The sequence below is a fragment of the Amycolatopsis sp. TNS106 genome, from assembly GCF_019330265.1.
Taxonomy (GTDB): Bacteria; Actinomycetota; Actinomycetes; order Mycobacteriales; family Pseudonocardiaceae; genus Amycolatopsis; species Amycolatopsis lurida.
Genome location: NZ_CP024973.1, coordinates 72,631 through 89,490 on the forward strand (window position 1 = coordinate 72,631; position 16,860 = coordinate 89,490).

General features: G+C 70.5%; 26 protein-coding genes. All 26 read right to left on the reverse strand.

The genetic code is table 11. The features are described from left to right. Positions 1–74: 74 nt before the first annotated feature. A complete protein-coding gene (locus CVV72_RS41300) occupies positions 75–281 on the reverse strand; it encodes a hypothetical protein (protein ID WP_219154603.1) in 207 nt (68 codons plus the stop codon). Beyond that, positions 278–658 carry a DUF4031 domain-containing protein gene (locus tag CVV72_RS41305; protein ID WP_219154606.1) on the reverse strand — a complete coding sequence of 127 codons (381 nt, stop codon included), beginning with the start codon at positions 656–658 and terminating at the stop codon, positions 278–280. Before CVV72_RS41305 ends, CVV72_RS41300 begins: the two co-directional genes overlap by 4 nt. Continuing rightward, entirely contained in the window at positions 655–879 is a 225-nt protein-coding gene (locus CVV72_RS41310) for a hypothetical protein (RefSeq protein WP_219154608.1), read from the reverse strand. The genes CVV72_RS41305 and CVV72_RS41310 overlap by 4 nt, the downstream gene beginning before the upstream one ends. Next, entirely contained in the window at positions 876–1,463 is a 588-nt protein-coding gene (locus CVV72_RS41315; RefSeq protein WP_255632838.1) for an HNH endonuclease family protein, read from the reverse strand. Before CVV72_RS41315 ends, CVV72_RS41310 begins: the two co-directional genes overlap by 4 nt. 56 nt (positions 1,464–1,519) lie before the next feature. Next, the gene (locus CVV72_RS41320; protein WP_219154611.1) at positions 1,520–1,777 is read right to left on the reverse strand and encodes a hypothetical protein; all 258 of its coding nucleotides are present in this window, start codon (positions 1,775–1,777) and stop codon (positions 1,520–1,522) included. Positions 1,778–1,865: 88 nt separating this feature from the next. After that, positions 1,866–2,339 carry an NUDIX hydrolase gene (locus tag CVV72_RS41325; protein WP_219154613.1) on the reverse strand — a complete coding sequence of 158 codons (474 nt, stop codon included), beginning with the start codon at positions 2,337–2,339 and terminating at the stop codon, positions 1,866–1,868. A gap of 69 nt (positions 2,340–2,408) precedes the next feature. After that, positions 2,409–3,221 (reverse strand): metal-dependent hydrolase, encoded by an 813-nt coding sequence (locus CVV72_RS41330; RefSeq protein ID WP_219154616.1) that lies wholly within the window; start codon positions 3,219–3,221, stop codon positions 2,409–2,411. After that, positions 3,218–4,369 (reverse strand): hypothetical protein, encoded by a 1,152-nt coding sequence (locus CVV72_RS41335; RefSeq protein ID WP_219154619.1) that lies wholly within the window; start codon positions 4,367–4,369, stop codon positions 3,218–3,220. The genes CVV72_RS41330 and CVV72_RS41335 overlap by 4 nt, the downstream gene beginning before the upstream one ends. Positions 4,370–4,442: 73 nt before the next feature. Beyond that, positions 4,443–4,730, reverse strand: coding sequence for a hypothetical protein (locus CVV72_RS41340; protein ID WP_219154622.1), 288 nt, complete (start codon positions 4,728–4,730; stop codon positions 4,443–4,445). 86 nt (positions 4,731–4,816) lie between these two features. After that, positions 4,817–5,056, reverse strand: a complete 240-nt coding sequence (locus CVV72_RS41345; RefSeq protein ID WP_219154626.1) for a hypothetical protein — start codon at positions 5,054–5,056, stop codon at positions 4,817–4,819. 102 nt (positions 5,057–5,158) lie between these two features. After that, positions 5,159–5,824 carry a hypothetical protein gene (locus CVV72_RS41350; protein WP_219154629.1) on the reverse strand — a complete coding sequence of 222 codons (666 nt, stop codon included), beginning with the start codon at positions 5,822–5,824 and terminating at the stop codon, positions 5,159–5,161. Then, positions 5,817–6,026 (reverse strand): hypothetical protein, encoded by a 210-nt coding sequence (locus tag CVV72_RS41355; protein ID WP_219154632.1) that lies wholly within the window; start codon positions 6,024–6,026, stop codon positions 5,817–5,819. The genes CVV72_RS41350 and CVV72_RS41355 overlap by 8 nt, the downstream gene beginning before the upstream one ends. Further along, a complete protein-coding gene (locus CVV72_RS41360) occupies positions 6,023–6,838 on the reverse strand; it encodes a hypothetical protein (RefSeq protein ID WP_219154634.1) in 816 nt (271 codons plus the stop codon). The genes CVV72_RS41355 and CVV72_RS41360 overlap by 4 nt, the downstream gene beginning before the upstream one ends. Positions 6,839–6,886: 48 nt before the next feature. Next, positions 6,887–7,405: a hypothetical protein gene (locus CVV72_RS41365; RefSeq protein WP_219154636.1), complete on the reverse strand. Its 519-nt coding sequence runs from the start codon at positions 7,403–7,405 to the stop codon at positions 6,887–6,889. A gap of 89 nt (positions 7,406–7,494) precedes the next feature. Further along, the gene (locus CVV72_RS41370; RefSeq protein ID WP_219154639.1) at positions 7,495–7,701 is read right to left on the reverse strand and encodes a hypothetical protein; all 207 of its coding nucleotides are present in this window, start codon (positions 7,699–7,701) and stop codon (positions 7,495–7,497) included. A gap of 88 nt (positions 7,702–7,789) precedes the next feature. Beyond that, positions 7,790–8,299: a hypothetical protein gene (locus tag CVV72_RS41375; RefSeq protein ID WP_219154642.1), complete on the reverse strand. Its 510-nt coding sequence runs from the start codon at positions 8,297–8,299 to the stop codon at positions 7,790–7,792. A gap of 121 nt (positions 8,300–8,420) precedes the next feature. Next, positions 8,421–10,640 (reverse strand): sigma-70 family RNA polymerase sigma factor, encoded by a 2,220-nt coding sequence (locus CVV72_RS41380; protein ID WP_219154645.1) that lies wholly within the window; start codon positions 10,638–10,640, stop codon positions 8,421–8,423. Positions 10,641–10,781: 141 nt separating this feature from the next. Further along, positions 10,782–12,191: a hypothetical protein gene (locus CVV72_RS41385; protein WP_219154648.1), complete on the reverse strand. Its 1,410-nt coding sequence runs from the start codon at positions 12,189–12,191 to the stop codon at positions 10,782–10,784. 185 nt (positions 12,192–12,376) lie between these two features. Beyond that, a complete protein-coding gene (locus CVV72_RS41390; protein ID WP_219154650.1) occupies positions 12,377–12,808 on the reverse strand; it encodes a hypothetical protein in 432 nt (143 codons plus the stop codon). Between the two features lie 24 nt (positions 12,809–12,832). Then, positions 12,833–13,399 (reverse strand): hypothetical protein, encoded by a 567-nt coding sequence (locus tag CVV72_RS41395; RefSeq protein WP_219154652.1) that lies wholly within the window; start codon positions 13,397–13,399, stop codon positions 12,833–12,835. Positions 13,400–13,448: 49 nt separating this feature from the next. Beyond that, positions 13,449–13,700, reverse strand: a complete 252-nt coding sequence (locus CVV72_RS41400; protein ID WP_219154654.1) for a hypothetical protein — start codon at positions 13,698–13,700, stop codon at positions 13,449–13,451. 3 nt (positions 13,701–13,703) lie between these two features. After that, on the reverse strand, positions 13,704–13,979 hold the full coding sequence (locus CVV72_RS41405) for a hypothetical protein (protein ID WP_219154657.1): 276 nt from the start codon (positions 13,977–13,979) through the stop codon (positions 13,704–13,706). Positions 13,980–14,466: 487 nt separating this feature from the next. Continuing rightward, entirely contained in the window at positions 14,467–15,522 is a 1,056-nt protein-coding gene (locus CVV72_RS41410; RefSeq protein WP_219154660.1) for a hypothetical protein, read from the reverse strand. Positions 15,523–15,657: 135 nt separating this feature from the next. Beyond that, the gene (locus CVV72_RS41415) at positions 15,658–15,885 is read right to left on the reverse strand and encodes a hypothetical protein (protein ID WP_219154664.1); all 228 of its coding nucleotides are present in this window, start codon (positions 15,883–15,885) and stop codon (positions 15,658–15,660) included. Further along, positions 15,882–16,121 carry a hypothetical protein gene (locus CVV72_RS41420; protein ID WP_219154666.1) on the reverse strand — a complete coding sequence of 80 codons (240 nt, stop codon included), beginning with the start codon at positions 16,119–16,121 and terminating at the stop codon, positions 15,882–15,884. The genes CVV72_RS41415 and CVV72_RS41420 overlap by 4 nt, the downstream gene beginning before the upstream one ends. After that, complete coding sequence (locus CVV72_RS41425; protein WP_219154669.1) at positions 16,118–16,345, reverse strand: hypothetical protein; 228 nt, start codon at positions 16,343–16,345, stop codon at positions 16,118–16,120. The genes CVV72_RS41420 and CVV72_RS41425 overlap by 4 nt, the downstream gene beginning before the upstream one ends. Between the last annotated feature and the right edge of the window lie 515 nt (positions 16,346–16,860).

The following is a 16,860-nucleotide window of genomic DNA, read 5'->3' on the forward strand; positions in this document are numbered from 1 at the left end:
TCCTTTCTGCGGGACGGCGGGTGCCGTCTGCGATGCGGTGTTGAGTCGGGGTTGGGGTTGGTGCTGCCGTCGGACTACCGCAGGGCGCGGGCCACGTCGTCCGCGCTGGCGGCCAGCACGATCTCGTAGGCGCTGCGCAGCGTGGCGTCGTCCACGACGTCCAGGTCCTCGACCGTGACCTCGCCGCGCGCGCAGTCGATCGCGGCGCGGTCGTCCATCGTGGGGTCGGTGTTCTCGCGGGTGTGGGCGGCCACCAGCTGGATCGCGGCATTGAGGTTCATCGTTCGTTTCCTCCTTGGGTTTCGGTACTGCTCAAACGGGGCTGCTCCGATCGGCAGGTCCCGTGGGCCATGCGGTGCTTGATCAGGTCAGGCAGGTCACGCCAGCCGACGTCGACGGCGCCGAGCTGCAACGCGAGGTCGCGCTTGGAGCGGGTGATGTCGTAGTGCCAGGTCTCGGCGGGGAAGCTGCCTGGCAGGGCAGCGGACGGCCGCTTGCGGGACCGGACACGGGGATCCTGGAACCAGCGACGCTGCAGACCGAGCCTCGCGGCGAAGTCGTGGAGTTCGTCTTCGGTGTCGGCGATCATGTGCGACCAGCGCCCGCTCCGGCCGCCGACCCTTGCAGGAGCGGAAAAGTCGTCCACGTAGACCGTCATCGTCCGCTCCGGTAGACCTCGGCGCGGTGGACGAGGACGTCGGCGAGCCCGGTGCAGGTGACGATGGTGGCCTCCATGCCGGTCGAGTTCGCGAAGCGCCAGGCGTTGGCTTCCTTGCGGATCTCGACGACGACGGTCATCAGCTCGTCGGCGATCAGGTCCCGGGCGTGCGGGCTGAGGCCGGCGGTGAGCGGGCGGGACAGCCCAGCGAACGGAGTCACCGCCGGCACCGTTTCAGCATGTCGCCGAGCGCGGTCTTCTCCGCCGCGGTGACCGAGAGACCGTAGAAGTGCTTGACCGCCGTCCACGCTGTGGCGTACGTGCACCGGTAGGACACCAGCGGGGGTTTCCACTGATCCGGCGACCGGTCGGACTTCTCCTGGTTGACGTTGTCGGTGACGGCGAGCAGCTGCGGCCGGGTGAGGTCGTTGGCGAACTGGCGGCGTTTCTCGGTGGTCCAGGACTTCGCGCCGGACACCCACGCGGCGGCGAGCGGGACCATGTGGTCGACGTCCACATCGGTCGCCTTGGTCCAGGTCTCGCCGTCGTAGGGGCTGGGCCAGGTCCCGGACACCGGGGCGCAGTCCGGGCCGGTCACCACGTTCTTGCCGTCGCGTTTGAGCACGACCTCGCGGGTGTTGCAGCTGCTGCCGTGGTCGTCCCAGTGCGGGAACTTCTTCCGGTCGTAGCCGTCCATCGAACCCCGGGGCGCGACCTGGAGCGCGGCCAGCTGCTGCCCGGCATCACCCGGAACCGTCACGGACATCGACAGGGGTGCGGGTTGGGCGCCGGTGGCCGCGGGCACGCCGCAGGCGGTGGCGAGGATCGCGACGGCGGCCAGGGTGATCGTGGCGAGGCGCTTCACGCGGCACCTGCCTCACCGCGTGCCCGCACGGCCGCGACGAGTTTGTCGATCTGGCTCGGCGTGGGCGTGTGGAAGTCGCCGGCGGCGTGGGCCAGCTCGTCGAGCACGTCGGTCGCGGCGGCATCGAGCGCCTCGTGGTCCCAGCGGCCGCGGAAGTGGCTGCCGAGCCGGGCGATCACCATCTGGACCAGGTCCGGCTCGTCGTCCCGGCCGGGCATGGTGTCGCCTGGGCCGCTGTGAATGGTGATGGGCATGGTCTTCGTCCTCGCTTGTGGTTGGCGGACAACGAAAGCCGGGACCGGCCTCGAGGTGAGGTCCGGCCCCGGCGGGGGTGTCGCTGGTTCAGTGCTGGATATTGAGCAGGGCGGCGATGTTGTGGCGCTGGGCGGCGACGGCGTCGGTGAGGATCCGGCGGTGGTCGAACGCCAGCTGGTCGCCTTCGAGGACTTTGTGGACTGGTCGCCAGGCGGCGGCCTCGGCGTCGCTGTCGGGGACGGGATCGGGTGCGTCGGGCAGGACTGCGCTGAAGGCGGTGGTGGAGTAGTCGCCGCGCGGGTCCCGGCCCTGCTCGTTGTAGACACCGACCTGGATCAGCTCCTGTGGCGCGTCGATGCCGGTCTCTTCGCGGCATTCCCGGCGGGCGGCCGCTTCGGGTTTCTCGCCGGGGTCGAGGTGCCCGCCAGGCAGGGCGGCCTTGCCCTGGTACGGCTCCCAGCGCCGGTCGATCAGCAGGACCAGCAGCACGTCGCCGCGTTCGGTGAACAGGACCATGTCGGCCGTGTACCGCGTCGCGGTCGCTTCCGGTGATGCGGACAAGTGAAACTCCTTTTCTTGTTGTGTGCGGGGGAAAACGGGTGAGCCGCGCCGGATCGGCCAGGTTCGTGATCAGCGGGCCAGGAGCGGCAGGGACGCCGTCGCGACGGAACCGGGACTGTGAAACGCCTCGACGAGGTAGGGCCAGACGCCGGGGATCGCGGCGACGCAGCCGAGCACGACGAGCGGGAACACCAGCCAGTTCTCGACCTTTTTGCCGGTGCGGAAGCGCAGCAGGCTCGGCGGCCGGAGCTCGTACCAGGTCTCACCGGCGATCGGGAGCGGGAACAGGAACGGGCAGCCGGATTCGGTGAGCGCGTCGCCGAGGCAGTGGGTTATCGCGCCGGCGGCGACGGCGATGCCGAGCCAGCCGGCGGACTCCTCGAGGGCGGCGAGCGCGGCCGGGCCGAGTCCGCCTCGCCCGTCAACCTGGGTGCACCAGCTCGCCGCGGCGATGCCGAACGGGACCAGCATGAGCGTGCCGAGCCGGTCGTAGGCCAGCAGCAGCCCGAACGCCAGCCAGGCCAGCACCGCCCAGCCGCCCCACGCCGTCGTGGTCGCCCAGCACACCGCGCCGACCACCAGGGCGAACAGCACGGTGTGGGTCGCGTGCCGATGGGTGCCGTCGCACCGCTCGTCCCGGGGACCTTTGGTGGCCCGGTACAGCGCGCCGGACATCGTCCGTAGCCCAGCCGAAAGAACTCGGGTGATCGGGCCGAGCTTGCGGGTGATGGTGCTGCTGGGGTGATCCAGGTCGGGCAGCAGCGCGAATCCGGCGCAGGTCGCGGCGAACGGGCCGATCTTGGCCAGGCCCTCAAGTCCGATCGCGGGGCCGAGCAGCAGTCCGGCCAGGACACCGGTGGCGGCGTGGGTGCGGCCCATCATCGCGGCCGCCGCTGCAGGTCTTGCAGGTCGCGGGTGAACGCGGCCTGGCCGTCGACATAGCCGCGCAGGTCGATGTCGTGCGGCAGCTGGGGAACGTGGCCCAGGGCGAGCGCGCCGAAGGCGACCAGGGCGACGCGGGCGACGGCGTCGGAGCCTTTTTTCGTCTGCGGGGCTTGGTAGAGGCAGTAGGCGCCGTGGGCCCAGAGCTGGAGCGCGGCCGCGGGGTCGGTGGTGGTGATCGCCTCGGCGAAGGCGTCGACGGCGGCCTGGTGCAGCCGCGCCCGGTCGGCCTCGGAGGCGGTCGCGATGTAGAGCAGGGCGCCACCGGTCTCGATCCGGGTGGCGTCCCCGCCGCGGGCGGCGATCCGCGCGGCGAGCTCCGTCGCCGCGTCGTCCGCCGCGTGGCCGCGCAGGAGCCGGTTGCCCAGCACGAGCGTGCCGTCGACGAGTTCGACGAAGTTCTGCAAGACCGCGCCGTACGGGGCGTCCGCCTCGAATCGGGCCAGGGCGCGGCGGCCGGCCTCCACGAGCGTGTGGAAGGCCGGGGTCGCGGCGCCTCCGCGATTGAGACGGAAGGCGGGATCCCAGTACGCGCCGTGGCGGACACGGCCGACGTAACCGATGCGGTCGTAGTTCGTGGTGTGGTCGGTGATCAGGGTCCGGTACCGGGCGTGGTCGAGCGGGATCCCGGTGCCGCGGCGGACCTCATTGGTGTCGCGGGCGAGCTGGTAGCGCCAGTGGCGTGCCGCGTCGAGCGTCGCGCTGACCATGCGCTGGGCGTCGCCGGGGACGTCGTGCAGCCGGTGGGCGACGGTGGCGGCCAGATCCTGAGCGACGGCGGCCTGGTGCTCGGCGAAGCGCGTGATCGTCGCCAGGGCGGCGGGATCGTTGGTGCGCTGAGCCAGCGCCGGGGTCGGGAACGCGGCGGGCGGTGATCTCCTCGACGACGGGCGAGATTCTTCGGGCTTGTGGTGGCGGGCATGGGAAATCCCCCTCAGTGCGGGCAGAAGGAAACGCGGGCCGGGAGGATCCGGCCCGCGTGTGGAGGAAAGGTGGATCAGTGCAGCGGGCGGCCGAAGCCGTCGAGCTCGGCGAACCCTTCGGCGCGCAGCGCCCGGGATGGTCAGCTGCTGGATGTGTCGTGCCACATCCGCTCGACGACGTCGGCCGGGACGGGCCGGGCACGCGCCGCGTTCCGCTGGAGGATGAGATGGAGGGTGGTCACCAGCCGCTCCCTTCCGGGATCGGGACGGGTTTCCAGCCGCTGGGCCAGGGCGCGTCGCGGACCATGGTGTGGGTGCGGGCGCAGCGCCGCTGGGCCTCGGCGCGGGCGGCCGGGGTGTTCGGCTCGACGTCGAATGCGTTGCCCTGGCCGTCGCAGGAGGCGGTGTATTCGACATCCGACGTGCCGGTCGGGCGGGAGCCGGTGCCGCCCGCGGGCGGCTCGCAGGACGTGGCCGGCGCGACGGCCAGGACACCGGCGACAGCGAGGGCGTGGATCGTGGCCATGAAGGAACCTCCGGAAAGCGCGTCGGGGCCGGAACCTGGTGGTTCCGGCCCCGACGCGGGTGATGGCGGTCAGCTGTCTGTTGTACTCACAGCAGGTTTTCGGGTGTGCTGCGCTGATTTCTGATGTAGCAATCGACTACGACATCCCACCGGACACTTGCGGGCACCTGGCCGTTGTAGTGGCCTTCGAGAAACGCTTCTGCCTCGTCCACGGTGGTTGCACCGTCGTTGAGCAGGTAGCCAAGATCATTGACCACCGCCTGGGCGATGTTGTCGGGAATGCCGGCCTTTCCCGCGATGGTTTCGGCGTCGCTACTGATGATCATCTCGGTACGTTCTTCCCTGTTCTGGACGGTCAGGTCGATGGCTGGGCAGCCACCCGGAGGCCGGGGTCCTGGTGGGGCCCCGGCCCTCCGCGCGGTGGTCGGTCAGGTGAGCGGTGCGCCGGTGAATCCCGGCCGCTGCTGGGCGTCCTCGATCGCCGCGTCTTGGGCGACGTCCTGCCGGTGTTCCAGGTGGTCGGCGACGACGTCGAGGCCGCGGTCGACACAGACGTGCAGCAGGTAGAGGGCGGCGACCGGGGTCAGGCGCAGCAGCAGCTGCGGTCCGGCCACGCCGAAGGCCTGCGGGGTGTTGGCGGTCCAGGCCGCGAGCAGGCCCGGGACAGCCGGGGTGGCCAGCAGCGTGGCCAGCGCGAAGTGGAGCAGCCGGGTGTTGCGGACCAAGGCGCGACCGGCGCGGTCCAGCTCGTGGCGCTCGACGACGTCCAGGTCCTCGGGATGATGCGTCCGGGCGAGGTTGTCGTAGATGGCTCGGCGCCCGGCGATGAAGATGCCCAGCAGCAGCAGGGCAATCAGGCCGCCGGTGAGCAGGTGCTGGGGGCTGCGGCCGGTCGCGGCGGGCCACAGCCACTGCCCGGGACGATCGAGCACGAGCAGGTAGAAGACGTACGCGGCCGCGGCGAGCAGGACGACCTCGGCGGCGGACTGCGCGCCGTCGAGCCAGCCCCGGTAGTAGCTGTTGAGCCGCCACTGCGGCGACGCCGGTGGCCGTGCCCGCGGATCGAGATCGACAAGGTCGATGAGTTCACGCATGGGAGGTCCTCTCCAGGAGGGACGGGATGGACTGCCGGGGCAGGTCGAGCGGCTGGGTCGGGGGCTCGGCGGTGCCGGGCGGGTCGTCCTCGTCGGGGGTGGCGGCGATCGCGGCCCGGTACATCTGCCGGGCCAGCAGCAGCGCGACAACGCCGAGGACGGCGAACGCGACCGCGCCGATGAACACCAGCGCCGGGATCACGCGAAGCTCCCGGTCATCCGCGGCGCGGCCGGGGCGGTGTAGTAGTCGCCGAACACCGCGGCGGTGGCCGCATCGAGCGGGTCGTCCGGCGCGATCTCGGTGTGCACCCAGGGATCCCCGTCGGGGAAGAAGGGGACCCGGGTGTCGTATTCGTGCCCTGCGCCGTCCCGGACCCGCGCGGTTCCGGCCTCGGTGCCGTGGCCGCGCATGCGAATCCGGTTCGTCTCCGCCAGCTGCCGCCACAGGGCCCGCTGCCCGGCGGGCAGGGACGGGTCGTCCTCCCGCTCCAGGGTGGCCAGGAGCGCGATGCCGAGCTTCGTGGCGTGACGGGCGAGCCGCGCCCAGCGGTGCGGGCGGCCGCCGACGACCTGCGCCGCGTTTTCCACGACCGCGAGCAGGATCGGCAGCTCGGTGCCGGCGAGAGTGGCCAGGCCGCGCTCACGCAGGATCTCGGCGCGGACCTCCGCCGCGTCGCGCAGCAGGCCGATCACCGTGTCCGGGGCGCCGCCCAGGACCGGGACGCTCGCGATCCGGGCGAGCAGCGGATTGTCCAGCCCACCGAAGGGCGCGGTGTAGAGCGTGGTGACCGGCACGGCCTGGCTGGCGCGGGCCGCAGCGACCAGCGCCCGCACCGTGGTGCTCTTGCCGGATCCCTTCGGGCCGGAGATCACGCCGCTGGAGACGTTGACGTCGTCGGCGAGGTCGAACCACGCGAGCCCGGCTCCGTCGAGACGCTGGCCGAGGCCGAGGTTGCCGGCGTGGTCCCAGGCCAGGGCCGGGCTGGCGGCGGGGATGGTGATCATGGTCGTCATGGGCGGATGCGCCCCTTTCTGTGCGTGGTGAACGGGATGTGCGGGAGGTCAGGCGGCGTCGCGCTCGTCGACGCCGATGCCGTCGGCTTCCTCGTGCTCGGCGGCGTTCTCCCCGTCCGGACGGTGGGAGACGGCCAGGGCGAGGCGTTCGGCGAGCCGGGTGCCGATGCCGAGGTCGATCGCGTGGTCGACCACGGCGTTGAGCCGCAGGGCCAGGACCCAGCCGGGCTGGTCGTCGGCCGCGCAGGCCATGCGGTCCAGCACGGCCTGCAGGTAGGGCCGCTGTTCCAGCTCGGGCAGCAGCCCGGTCTTGCGGGGCCGGTCGTAGGCGCGGGCGTCGGCCACATCGGCCAGCAGCGCGATCACGCGGGCGTCGTCGACGTCGTCGGCCGCGCGGGTCAGGGAGGCCTGTTCCGCGGCGGTCTCGGCGAGCTCGTCGAGCAGCTGCGCGTCCTCGAGGTCGGTGTCGCTGCAGCGCATCGCGGTCACCAACCCGTCGACGAGGTCGGCGAGTTCGAGGTACCGGGCGGCGGTCTCGGGGGAGAGGTGGGTGATCGTGCCGGTCATGCAGCGTCCTTCCTGGTCGGAGGCATGGCGAGGAGTACGAGGTCTACGAGGGCTATCTGGTCTCGCAGAGCGTGTGCGGCGGTGTGGCGCTACAGGTCGCGGGTGCCGCCGAGGAGCTTGCGGCCGAGGCGGATCTTCGTGCCGGATCCCTTGCAGCGGCCGCACTTGCGCCAGAACTTGCCGTCGGAGGTGAGGTGTTTGCCGCCGTCGCAGTTGCCGCAGGCGGTGTAGGGGTAGCACCAGCAGTAGCCCAGGTAGAGCAGGGTCAGCGCGGCGAAAAACAGCAGCGGCTTCATGGGGGAAGGCCTTCCCGGAACGGAGACGGCCCCGCCCGGAAACCGGGGCGGGGCCGTCGGGGCGAGCGGAGTGCGGTCAGGACATGGGTCAGCGGGCCGGGGACACCGCGCGGCGGTCGATCGTGCGCCCGGACTGAGTTGTGGACCTGTCCTTCTGGTGTCGGGCCTGCGTCTCGGCGACGGTGACGCGCAGGTTCGCGTGCTCGGCCCAGCCATCGGCGGCACGGAGCGCTCCGAACGTCGCGTGCTCGGCGACGCCGGTGGCGTGGCGGAGCACGAACAGGATCTCGGTCACCGCGGCTTGGGTCTCGCTGCGCAGGTCGATCTCGAGGTCGTAGGGGCTCGTGTGGGTGTGGAGCTTGGTCAGCTGGCGGATGATGGCGGCGGCGTCGACGAACAGCGTGTTCGGCTGGGAACCGATGGCGCTGGTGAGCAGCCGCTCGTGCAGGGCGAGCAGGTCGGTCACGATGTCGTCGCCGAGTTCGGCGGGCCAGTCGTGGACCCAGGCGGGCACCGGATGGGACCTGCCCCGGTCCGGGCGGGGCCTGACGGAGACCGGGGTCGGGGGGTTGGGGGTGGCGCGCTTCCTGCCGAACATGCTGTGTTCCTTCCGGTGTGGTTATCGCACGTAGTGTTTGCGAGGCCTGCGAGGGGTTTAGTCCTCGCAGGCCTCGCAAACACCTGGAGTGTTGTTGCTGTTCAGGCCGCCGAGGCGAGGCTTACTTGATGCGGTAGCGGCCCTTGCCGAGGTTGTCGAGGCGGGTCTCGCCGATGGAGCGGATGTGCCCACGCACGGCTTGTTCGCTGATGCTGAGCGCGGCGGCCATGTCCTTGGTGTGCCAGGCCTGTCCGTCACGCAGCAGGATCATGACCCGCTGCGCACCGGGTTTGAGATCGGCCGTGGGGACACCGTCCGGCGCGGCCACCGCACCGACCCCGGTGGCGGCACTGGTGGTGTTCTGGGCCGAGGGCCGGACCGGCAGCACCCGCACCGACGCCATCCCGCCACCAGCGTTCGACGCCGGCGCCGCGCTGGTGGCGGTGCTGGTGTCCTGCTCCGCCTGGCGGGGGCCGCTGGTGAGCATGGTCAGCGCGGTCGCCTCGGGTGCCGCGTCGAAGGCCTCCAGGGTGGCGAGGGCCTTCTCGGTGTAGCGGGCGGCGGTCTTGTGCCGGTTGCGGTAGACCAGGCCCGCGGCCTTGGTGGCCCGCGCGTCCAGGGTCGCTTTCGGCTTCGCGGCGAGGAATTCGGCGGCGTGGTCGCCGATGTTGCGGGCCCGCCACATGACGTGTTCGCGGTCGGTGTCGATGGCGTAGCCGTAGCCGCCGCCCTTGCGCAGGCTCAGCGGGGACGGCGCGCTGCCGGGCAGCAGCCCGCAGTGGCTCTTCTCCATCATCCGCATGATCAGCAGGTTCCCGGTGATCATGCCCGACCGCAGGGCCGCGGAGTTGCCGAAGGTGTCCATCGTGAAGATCTGGCTGGCGCCGATGAACCCGATGCCTAGCTTCCGGGTGACCCGGTCGAGTTCGCCGAAGTCGTAGCCGAAGGTGTTGCCGGTGATCGGGTTCTTCACGTTGAACGCCTTGTGGCACTCGTCGATCATCACCATGATCGCCGGGCGCTCGCGGGTGTGGGTGAACCCGTCGAGGCCCATCGCGACGTTCTCCGCCTCGCGGATCTTCGCCACGTTCGACACCGCCCGCCACAGGTGCAGCAGGTTCCCGATATAGGCGAGCTCAAGCTCGCCTTCATCGGAGTCCAGGCCCATCAGCGACCAGTCGGCGTGGTCCTTCAGCGCCTTCGACGACGCACCGCCCTGGGGGTCCATCCACCAGATCTCGAACCCGAGCGCGCGCAGCCCGTCGGCGATGAGCTCTAGGACCCGCGACTTGCCGGAGCCCTTCGACCCGAGCACGAAACCGGAGTTGACGGAGTTCGGTCCGGCGACGTGGTAGCGGGGCGCGCCCTCGCCGTCGACGTAGGGGCCGATCTCGATGAAGATGTCCTGGCCCTCGACGATGACGATCGGGCCGGTGTAGGTGGTGTCTACCTCGGCGCTGATCCGCACCGCCATGGTCGCCTCGGTCGGCGTGGCGCCCTCGTCGAAGGTGATGTCCTTGGCGAAGAACCCGATCGCCGAGCCGATCTTGCCGACCAGGTTGCGCAGGTCCTGCACGGTCTGCTTGCCCGGCACGAGCGCGATGGTGAAGCTCACGCGGTGATCGGCGACCTGCGGGTCGGTCAGCTGCGCGCCGGGCAGGAGACCGGTCGGGATGGTGACCGTGGCGTTCCAGGCCTCGAGGATCGACTCGGCCGCGGTGACGACCGCGCCGGCCTCGGCGTCCGGCTCCGTCGTCGGGACGAGGTCGGTCGGGCTGGCGAGGACGAGGTCGGTGCCGGCGGGGTAGCCGGGGCGGATCCGCTGCCACCAGCGCGCGGACAACGCCACGGTGCCCAGGCCGAGCGCGAGCCACATCTCCAGGGCGTTCGCCCCGGTCAGCGGGGTGGTCAGGCACCAGGCGCACGACGCGACGACCCCGGCCTGCACACGGCTGGTCATGCCGGCCTTCTCGATCTGCTCGGAGCACCGTTTCGCCAGCTGCCAGCCACCGGCGAGGGCGACAGCGCCGGTGCCACCGGCGATCGCGAGATCGGCGGGGCCGTCGGCGAACTCGGTGGCGACCGACCCGGCGACGCCGAGGGTGGCGGTCGCGGCCGCGGCGTACCAGGGGTAGCTCGCGCGGCGGGTCCGCCACCCGAGCGACCGGATCTTCTTCCGGGTCTTGGTGACGTTGTCCTTGGCCGTGGTGACCTTGTCCCGGGCGGAGGTGATCGTGCCCAGCACGCCCCGGGACCCGGTCTCGGCGGCCGGGACGGGCTGAGGGAGCGGCAGGTCGGTGGCCACCGGCGCGGCGGCCGGGGCGGTCGTGGTGTTGGCCATGGTCGGTCCTTTCAGTCGGCGGCCGGATGGGGTGAGTGCGCCGGGCGGGAGTCGGACCCGCCCACCAAGGGGCACCGGCCGGGTGGCCGGTGCCCCATCTGGTGCCCTTTTTCGGCGCTACCGCGAGAACTTCGCGGCTGATCAGGCGTTGGCGTAGAAGTCGGTGTCGCTGGCGACGTTGCCGGTGGCGGCCTGCGTCTGAACCTGCTCGGCGATCCCGGCCTGACGGTCGAAGGCCTCCGCGGCCTTGTCGTAGGCGCCCTTCGCGCTGGTCGCGTTGTCCGGCAGCGTGTTCAGAGCCTGCTCGGCGTTCTGCAGGGCCTGCTGCATCTGCGTCAGCTGCTCGTTCGCCAGCTGGAACTGGGTGATCGGATCGCCGGTGAATCCGTACGACTGCAGGGAACTCATCGCGAGCTCGGCGTCGCCGAGCTCGGCCGTGAGGTCTGCGGCGAGCGTCGCCATCTCGGCCTTCTGGGCCTCGACGACACCGTTGATGCGGTCCAGGTACTCGGTCATCTTCGCGGTGTAGGCCTTCGCTGCGGGAAGGTTGGTGATCTCGGCGCTGGCGGTCATGTTCGTGCCCTCCATGGTCGATGCGGTGGGGTCGCCCGCCGGGGAACCGGCGGGGGCTGAGGAGTCCTCGACGACCTCGGCGTCGAGAACGTCGGTGGAACTGCTGGGCCCGGCTTCCAACTGCAGCGGCTCGGGCGGCGCCGGCGGTGTATCGCGGACGATCTCGCCCTCGGCGCGGATCGTGCCGGGCTTCTCCGCCTCCGGGGCCTGCCCCTGCGAGCGATCGAAGATCGGCCCGCCGAACCCGAACCCGTACCGGGTGTCGCGGGGCGTGTCCCCGAAGGGGTAGGTCCCGTTGCTGAAGCGGTATTCGTCGCTGTCGTGGACGATCGGCTCCTCGTAGTCGCGGTCACCGGGCGGAGGCGTTCCGCCCGATGCCGTCCGGCCACCACCGGGTTGGCCTGCGCCGTGCGGCACAGAACCGGGCGGCGGCATCGCTCCAGGCGGCGGGCCCGATCCGGGTCCCGGCGGGGGCGGCGCCGACGTCGACGAGGCGCCGGTATCGGCGGCCGCGCCGCGCGCCGCGTTGGCGTTCCAGGCCGCGTCCTCGTCGCGGGCGGCGTTGGCGTCCCAGGCGGCGTTCTCGTCCCGGCGGGCGGTCGCGGCGGCCTTGGTCTTGTCCCACGCGACACCGAACTTCGCCGCCCACCGCTCGGCGCGCTCGGCGCGCTTATCGGTACGGGCGATCTTCTTCCGCAGCCACTCGGAATCGTCGTGCTGCTGGCGTTCGGCCTGCAGCATCTTGCGGCGCCGGTGTTTGCGGTTGGACCGGTCGGCCCAGGCCTCGACGCTGTTGGTGAGCATCCGGCCGAAGTAGCCGCGCATCCCGGGCTTGATCGGCTTGTCCGGGTGCTTGAGTTTCCATTTCTCGATGCTGGGCGGGGTTTTGCCCCGGGCCAGGGCGATGGAGTCGGGGACGGCCTGCGCGGCCTGCTTGGTCAGGTAGGCACTGATGATCAGGATGAACAGCAGCTCCACGGCACGTTTCCTCCTTTGCGGCTCGGTGGGGTGATGGTCTGTGCGCGCCCCTGGCGGGAGTCGAACCCGCCCATCCGCAAAGCCCCGGCGACGGGGCTTGTGTGGTGACACCGGTGAGGGCCGCCCCGCGTCAGTGACGCCCGGGGGCTCGGGCGGGCTGAGGACCTGGCCACGCGGGCCGGGCCTCAGCCGGTGATGGCGGCGATGACTTGCGGGCCGACACCGCCGGTCTTGGTGACGATCCATCCCAGAAGCTGCCCGACGAGGCCGAGGCATCCGGCCGTCAGCAGCGGGATCAAGACCAGGCCGGTCTTGGCCACGCCGTCAGGCTTCTGGTCGATCCCGATGTCGAAGACGGTGGCGAAGAACAGCAGCGTGGCCACGATGGTCACGAGGATCGCGCCGTTGCCGCCGAACAAGGTGACCGGCAAGCCGATGAGCCAGATCAGGAACCTGCCGAGGAGACCGCCGATGTCGGAGAGCGCGAAGGCGGTGGTGGCCAGGAACAGCACGAGCGGGGAGATCAGCCAGTTGATCCAGGCGGGGATCCATTTCGCTCGGCGTTTGCGGATCAGCATCCAGAAGACGAACAGGGCGAGGGCGGAGAGGATGTACATGAAGGGCTCCTTCGGTCGGGTGGGTCAGTAGTTGGTGAGCAGCTCGATGGCGGTGTGCGCCGGCCACAGCAGGACCGTCAGCACCGCGCGGGTACCGGGCAGCAGCGACGCGGTGATCAGCAGCGCGAGGAACACGACGGCGCGGACCGGGCGTTCCATCAGCCACGCGCGGGTGTAGCCGCGGGCGGCGTGGTACATCGCGATCCAGGACCATGCCTCGCTCGCCGCGCGCAGCACCGGCACGTCCGGGGTCTGCGTGTTGTCCTTGCCGTAGCGGCGAAGTTTCTGCAGCGACGGCCGGTCCTGCGTGGCGATGTCCGGCGGGCCGAACATCCCCTTCGCCCACGGCTTCGCGACGCCCTCGGACCAGGACTTCGCCCGGTCGACCAGCGACCCGCCCGGGCCGGCGTCCTCGGCCGGGCCGGTGGCGCCGGTGGTGTCGGGCGGCGGGACGACGCTGAGGTGCGTCTCGGGGCGGATGGCCGGGATCGGGATGGTCTTCTCGACGTCGGTTTCCGGCGGGACCGGACGTCGCGCCTGGTCCGTCGTGGACGCGGGCGTCGGCTGAGGCAGCTCGTGCACGGCGGACATGGGCATCACTTCCTCTACGTGGGGCGGGGACCTGAACAGGGAGAAGGGATCAGCGGATGAGCTGGTCGCCCGCGCGGACGAGCGCGTGCAGCGCGGCGTCCAGCGCGGTGACGTCGGCGCCGGGATCCCGGCGCTTGGCCCGCGCCGCGGCGGCGCGGGCGTAGTCGAAGGCGTGCGCCAGGCGCTGGACCGGATCACCGGTGGCGGCGAGTTTCTCCGCCAGCAGTGCCCTCGAGTTCTCGTGATGACGCCGGCGCGCGGTCGGTGTCCCGGGTTTGCGGGTCCTGCGGTGACCGGCCATCGGCTACACCCGCCAGCCGCGATACGAGGTCACCAGCCGGGTGCTGCCCGGCCGGTAGATCCGCAGCACGTAGCGAGCCAGCCACGGCATCTCCTCGCGGTCGCCGCCGGGGTCTTCGCCCTCGGCGACACACGCCAGCGGCAGAAAGTGTTTGGCCAGAGTGGTTTCGGTGTCGACCGGGTCGTCGAGGTCGAAGAACTCGGTGAGCTCCGTGACCCGGTTGGGCAACCGGCCGCCGTCGAGGCGTTCCAGGCGCAGTTCGTAGCGTTCACGAGCCAATCGGATGGTCCTTTCTAGACGTGCCAACACAAAACGAGGGGAAGAGGTGATGGCCGGTGGCCGAGCGCGCGCTGAAACCAGGCAGGTTTCATCGGGGGGATGCGGCGCTCGGCCACCGGGGTTTCCCGCGCAGCACGAAATGGGGGAGGGGCGTGCTGCGCGGGGTGGGCGCCGGACGTCGCGCAGGTGTGGCTGCTCACCACGTGGCGTCCGGCTGTCTCGGGCGGGCCGTTCCAGGTGCCTGGGCAACGCTCGCGAACCGCGGGAGAGCTGACCTCCGCGAGCGTTCCCCCGGTGCTGGACCGGAGAAAAGTGCTGCTGGCTAGCGGGCCTTGCGGGCTCGCCTGGACTTACGCGCCCCAGACGCCAAGTCGAGAGCGGCGAGAGCGGCGAGGATCGCGCACAGGGTCAGCAGGACCCCGATGGTGGCACCAGGCATGGGCTTTCCTTTCCCGAGCAGCGGTTGTTGGTGGTCGATGTGCTGGAGCTACTTGATGTCGGCGAGCCAGTTCCGGACCGCGCGTTCGGTGACCAGCTCGTAGCCGCGTTCCTTGAAGTGCTTGAGCACCGGTCCCGGGGTCAGATTTTCCGGGTCCGGCTGCCGCAGTGCCCAGGTGAGGACGTCGTCCTTCGACATCTTCGGCTTCCCGGACGACTTGGCGCTCGGCTTCGTCGAGGCCTTCGTGGCGGGTTTCGCCTTCGCCGACCGGGCGACCGGTTTGACGTCCTCTGCCTGTGCCGGAGCGGTGACGTCCATCTGCCGGCGCGCCGCGGCGGTGCGCAGTCGGCGATGCTCGGCGGCTTCGGCCTCTTGCTCGGCCTCGATCTTGGCGATCGCGGCGTCGAACGCCGCCTTCTCCGCGCGGTACTGCGTTCCGTCACCGAACCCGTGGATGACGTGCAGGAGGAACCCAAGGAACGCGATCCCGCCGAAGAGGATCGCCATCGAGGGGTTCTTCGCCATCCAGTGGATCACGTTCATCCCCGAGGCGGTGACCGCCGCGGTGAACGCGATCAGCAGAAACGGAACCCATTGCCGCGCGGCCCGTCCCTGGTCCCGTTTGGCGAGCGCGGTGTCGCACGCCGACACCATGATCGTCTCCGAGGTAGTGGCGATGATCGCCGCCGCGAAATAGCCGGCGAGTCCCAGCTGAAACAGGTCTCCGAAGAAGATCACCTGGCCGATCGCGCCCGTGGCGATCGCGATCCAGTACACGGCGACCAGGCCGTGCTTGCCCCATCGGTTCGGCGCCGACGGGGCGACCGGCACGCGAGGTTCCATCCGCGGAGCGGGCTGCGGGAGCGGAACAGGAACGTCGACGGCCGCCATCGGAGCCTTCGGTTGAGGTGCGGGCGGCTGAGGAGCGGGCGGCTGAGGCTGCGGCGTTGTCGCCTGCGCGGGGGAGGGTGTGGGGGTTTTCGAAGGGGACGGCAGGTCGGAGATCTCGAGCTGGGACGGCATCTCGGTGAGTTGCGTGGCCAGCTGCTTGAAGACGTCGTCCGGGTCGTCAGCGGGGCCAAGGTGTGTCGCGTCGGCAGACACGGTCGTCCTCTCTATATCGGGGAGTTGGGGATCGCGCCGTCAACGGCGGATGGGGTTCCGGTGGCCTGGGCACCACACGCGCTCGGGGTCCTCCACGGAGGAGGGCGTGTGGTCCCCCGGTGCCGGAGCGCCGGGTCAGGTGGCTCGCAGGGCGTCCTGCAGATGCACAAGGACGTCGAACTCCTCGGCGATCTCGACCTTCAGCTGATCGATCCGGGCTTTGAGGCCAACAGGATCCACGCTGTTGCCGCTGAGATAGAGGATGGTCTCGCAGTGCACCAGCAGCTGTTTGCCTTCCGCATCGGCGAGCACGTCGTGCTGCAACGCGCCGAGGTTCGCGGAATCCGTGGCCGGGGCGCTCATCGCTGCACCTGTCCCCGTGCCCGAAACACCCGGTACAGCCAGAACGACGCGGCCAGACCGGCGAGCGCGGCCACGAGCTGGGTCGGCTCGTGGGAGCCGAACAGTGCGATCAGGCCGGCGGTGAGGATCGTGGCCATCGCCAGCAGCGGCGAGCCGACCGGCTCGGTGACCGTGGTGGGCGGGACGGGCTGTGGGTCGGCCAGGCCGACGTCGCGGATGACGTGTTCGGTGATCATGCTGCCTCCTCCAAATAGTCGTGGTCGGAACCGGCGGGGAACGGAACGGCGGCCGCGGCGAATCGCGGCTCGGCGAGGCGCTGTCGGTGAACGCGCTCGTCCTTCGTGGTGGTGAGCAGCGCCAGCTGCTCGAAGACTTCGTGCAGCCGGTCGTCGGTGGCGAGCAGCAGGTCGAACTCGACCTGGGTGAACGTGGCGGCGTACTCGGCGAGGGTGGCGCTCATAGCGATCTCCGTTCGTGGGTGACTCCCGGAGGCCCGCCCGCCGGGGAAGTGGCGGGCGGACCAACGGCAGGCATCGATCGGTGACCTGCAAGAACATGAGATGAGGGGACCGCCTCCACTTCGGGGATACCTAGACGCGCATCGCTCGGGCTAACCGTCCTGGCGGGCTGGAAATACGTGTCTGGGGACCTAGGTCTCGCGGTCCTATGAAGATTTCTGCGATCTCCCCGCGTCTACAGAGGAGTCCTCACCGGAAACCGGGGGAGTGGGGCGAACCACCACGGGCGCAGACCCGCGTGATTTCGGCTCTCTGGGGATTGGACCCGCGAGAACTGATCAACACTTTCAACGTTTTTGATGTGTCGAATGTGTTGAAGTGACGGTAGCTCGCTTGTTGTGGATCACGCAAGACCTATGGATATATTTGATGCATCTAAACTTGGAGACCAAGGTCAACCGCAGGCTGAGAGGGCTGATCCGAGACGATGGCATCCAGTAGTCAGACAGCCGCCTAC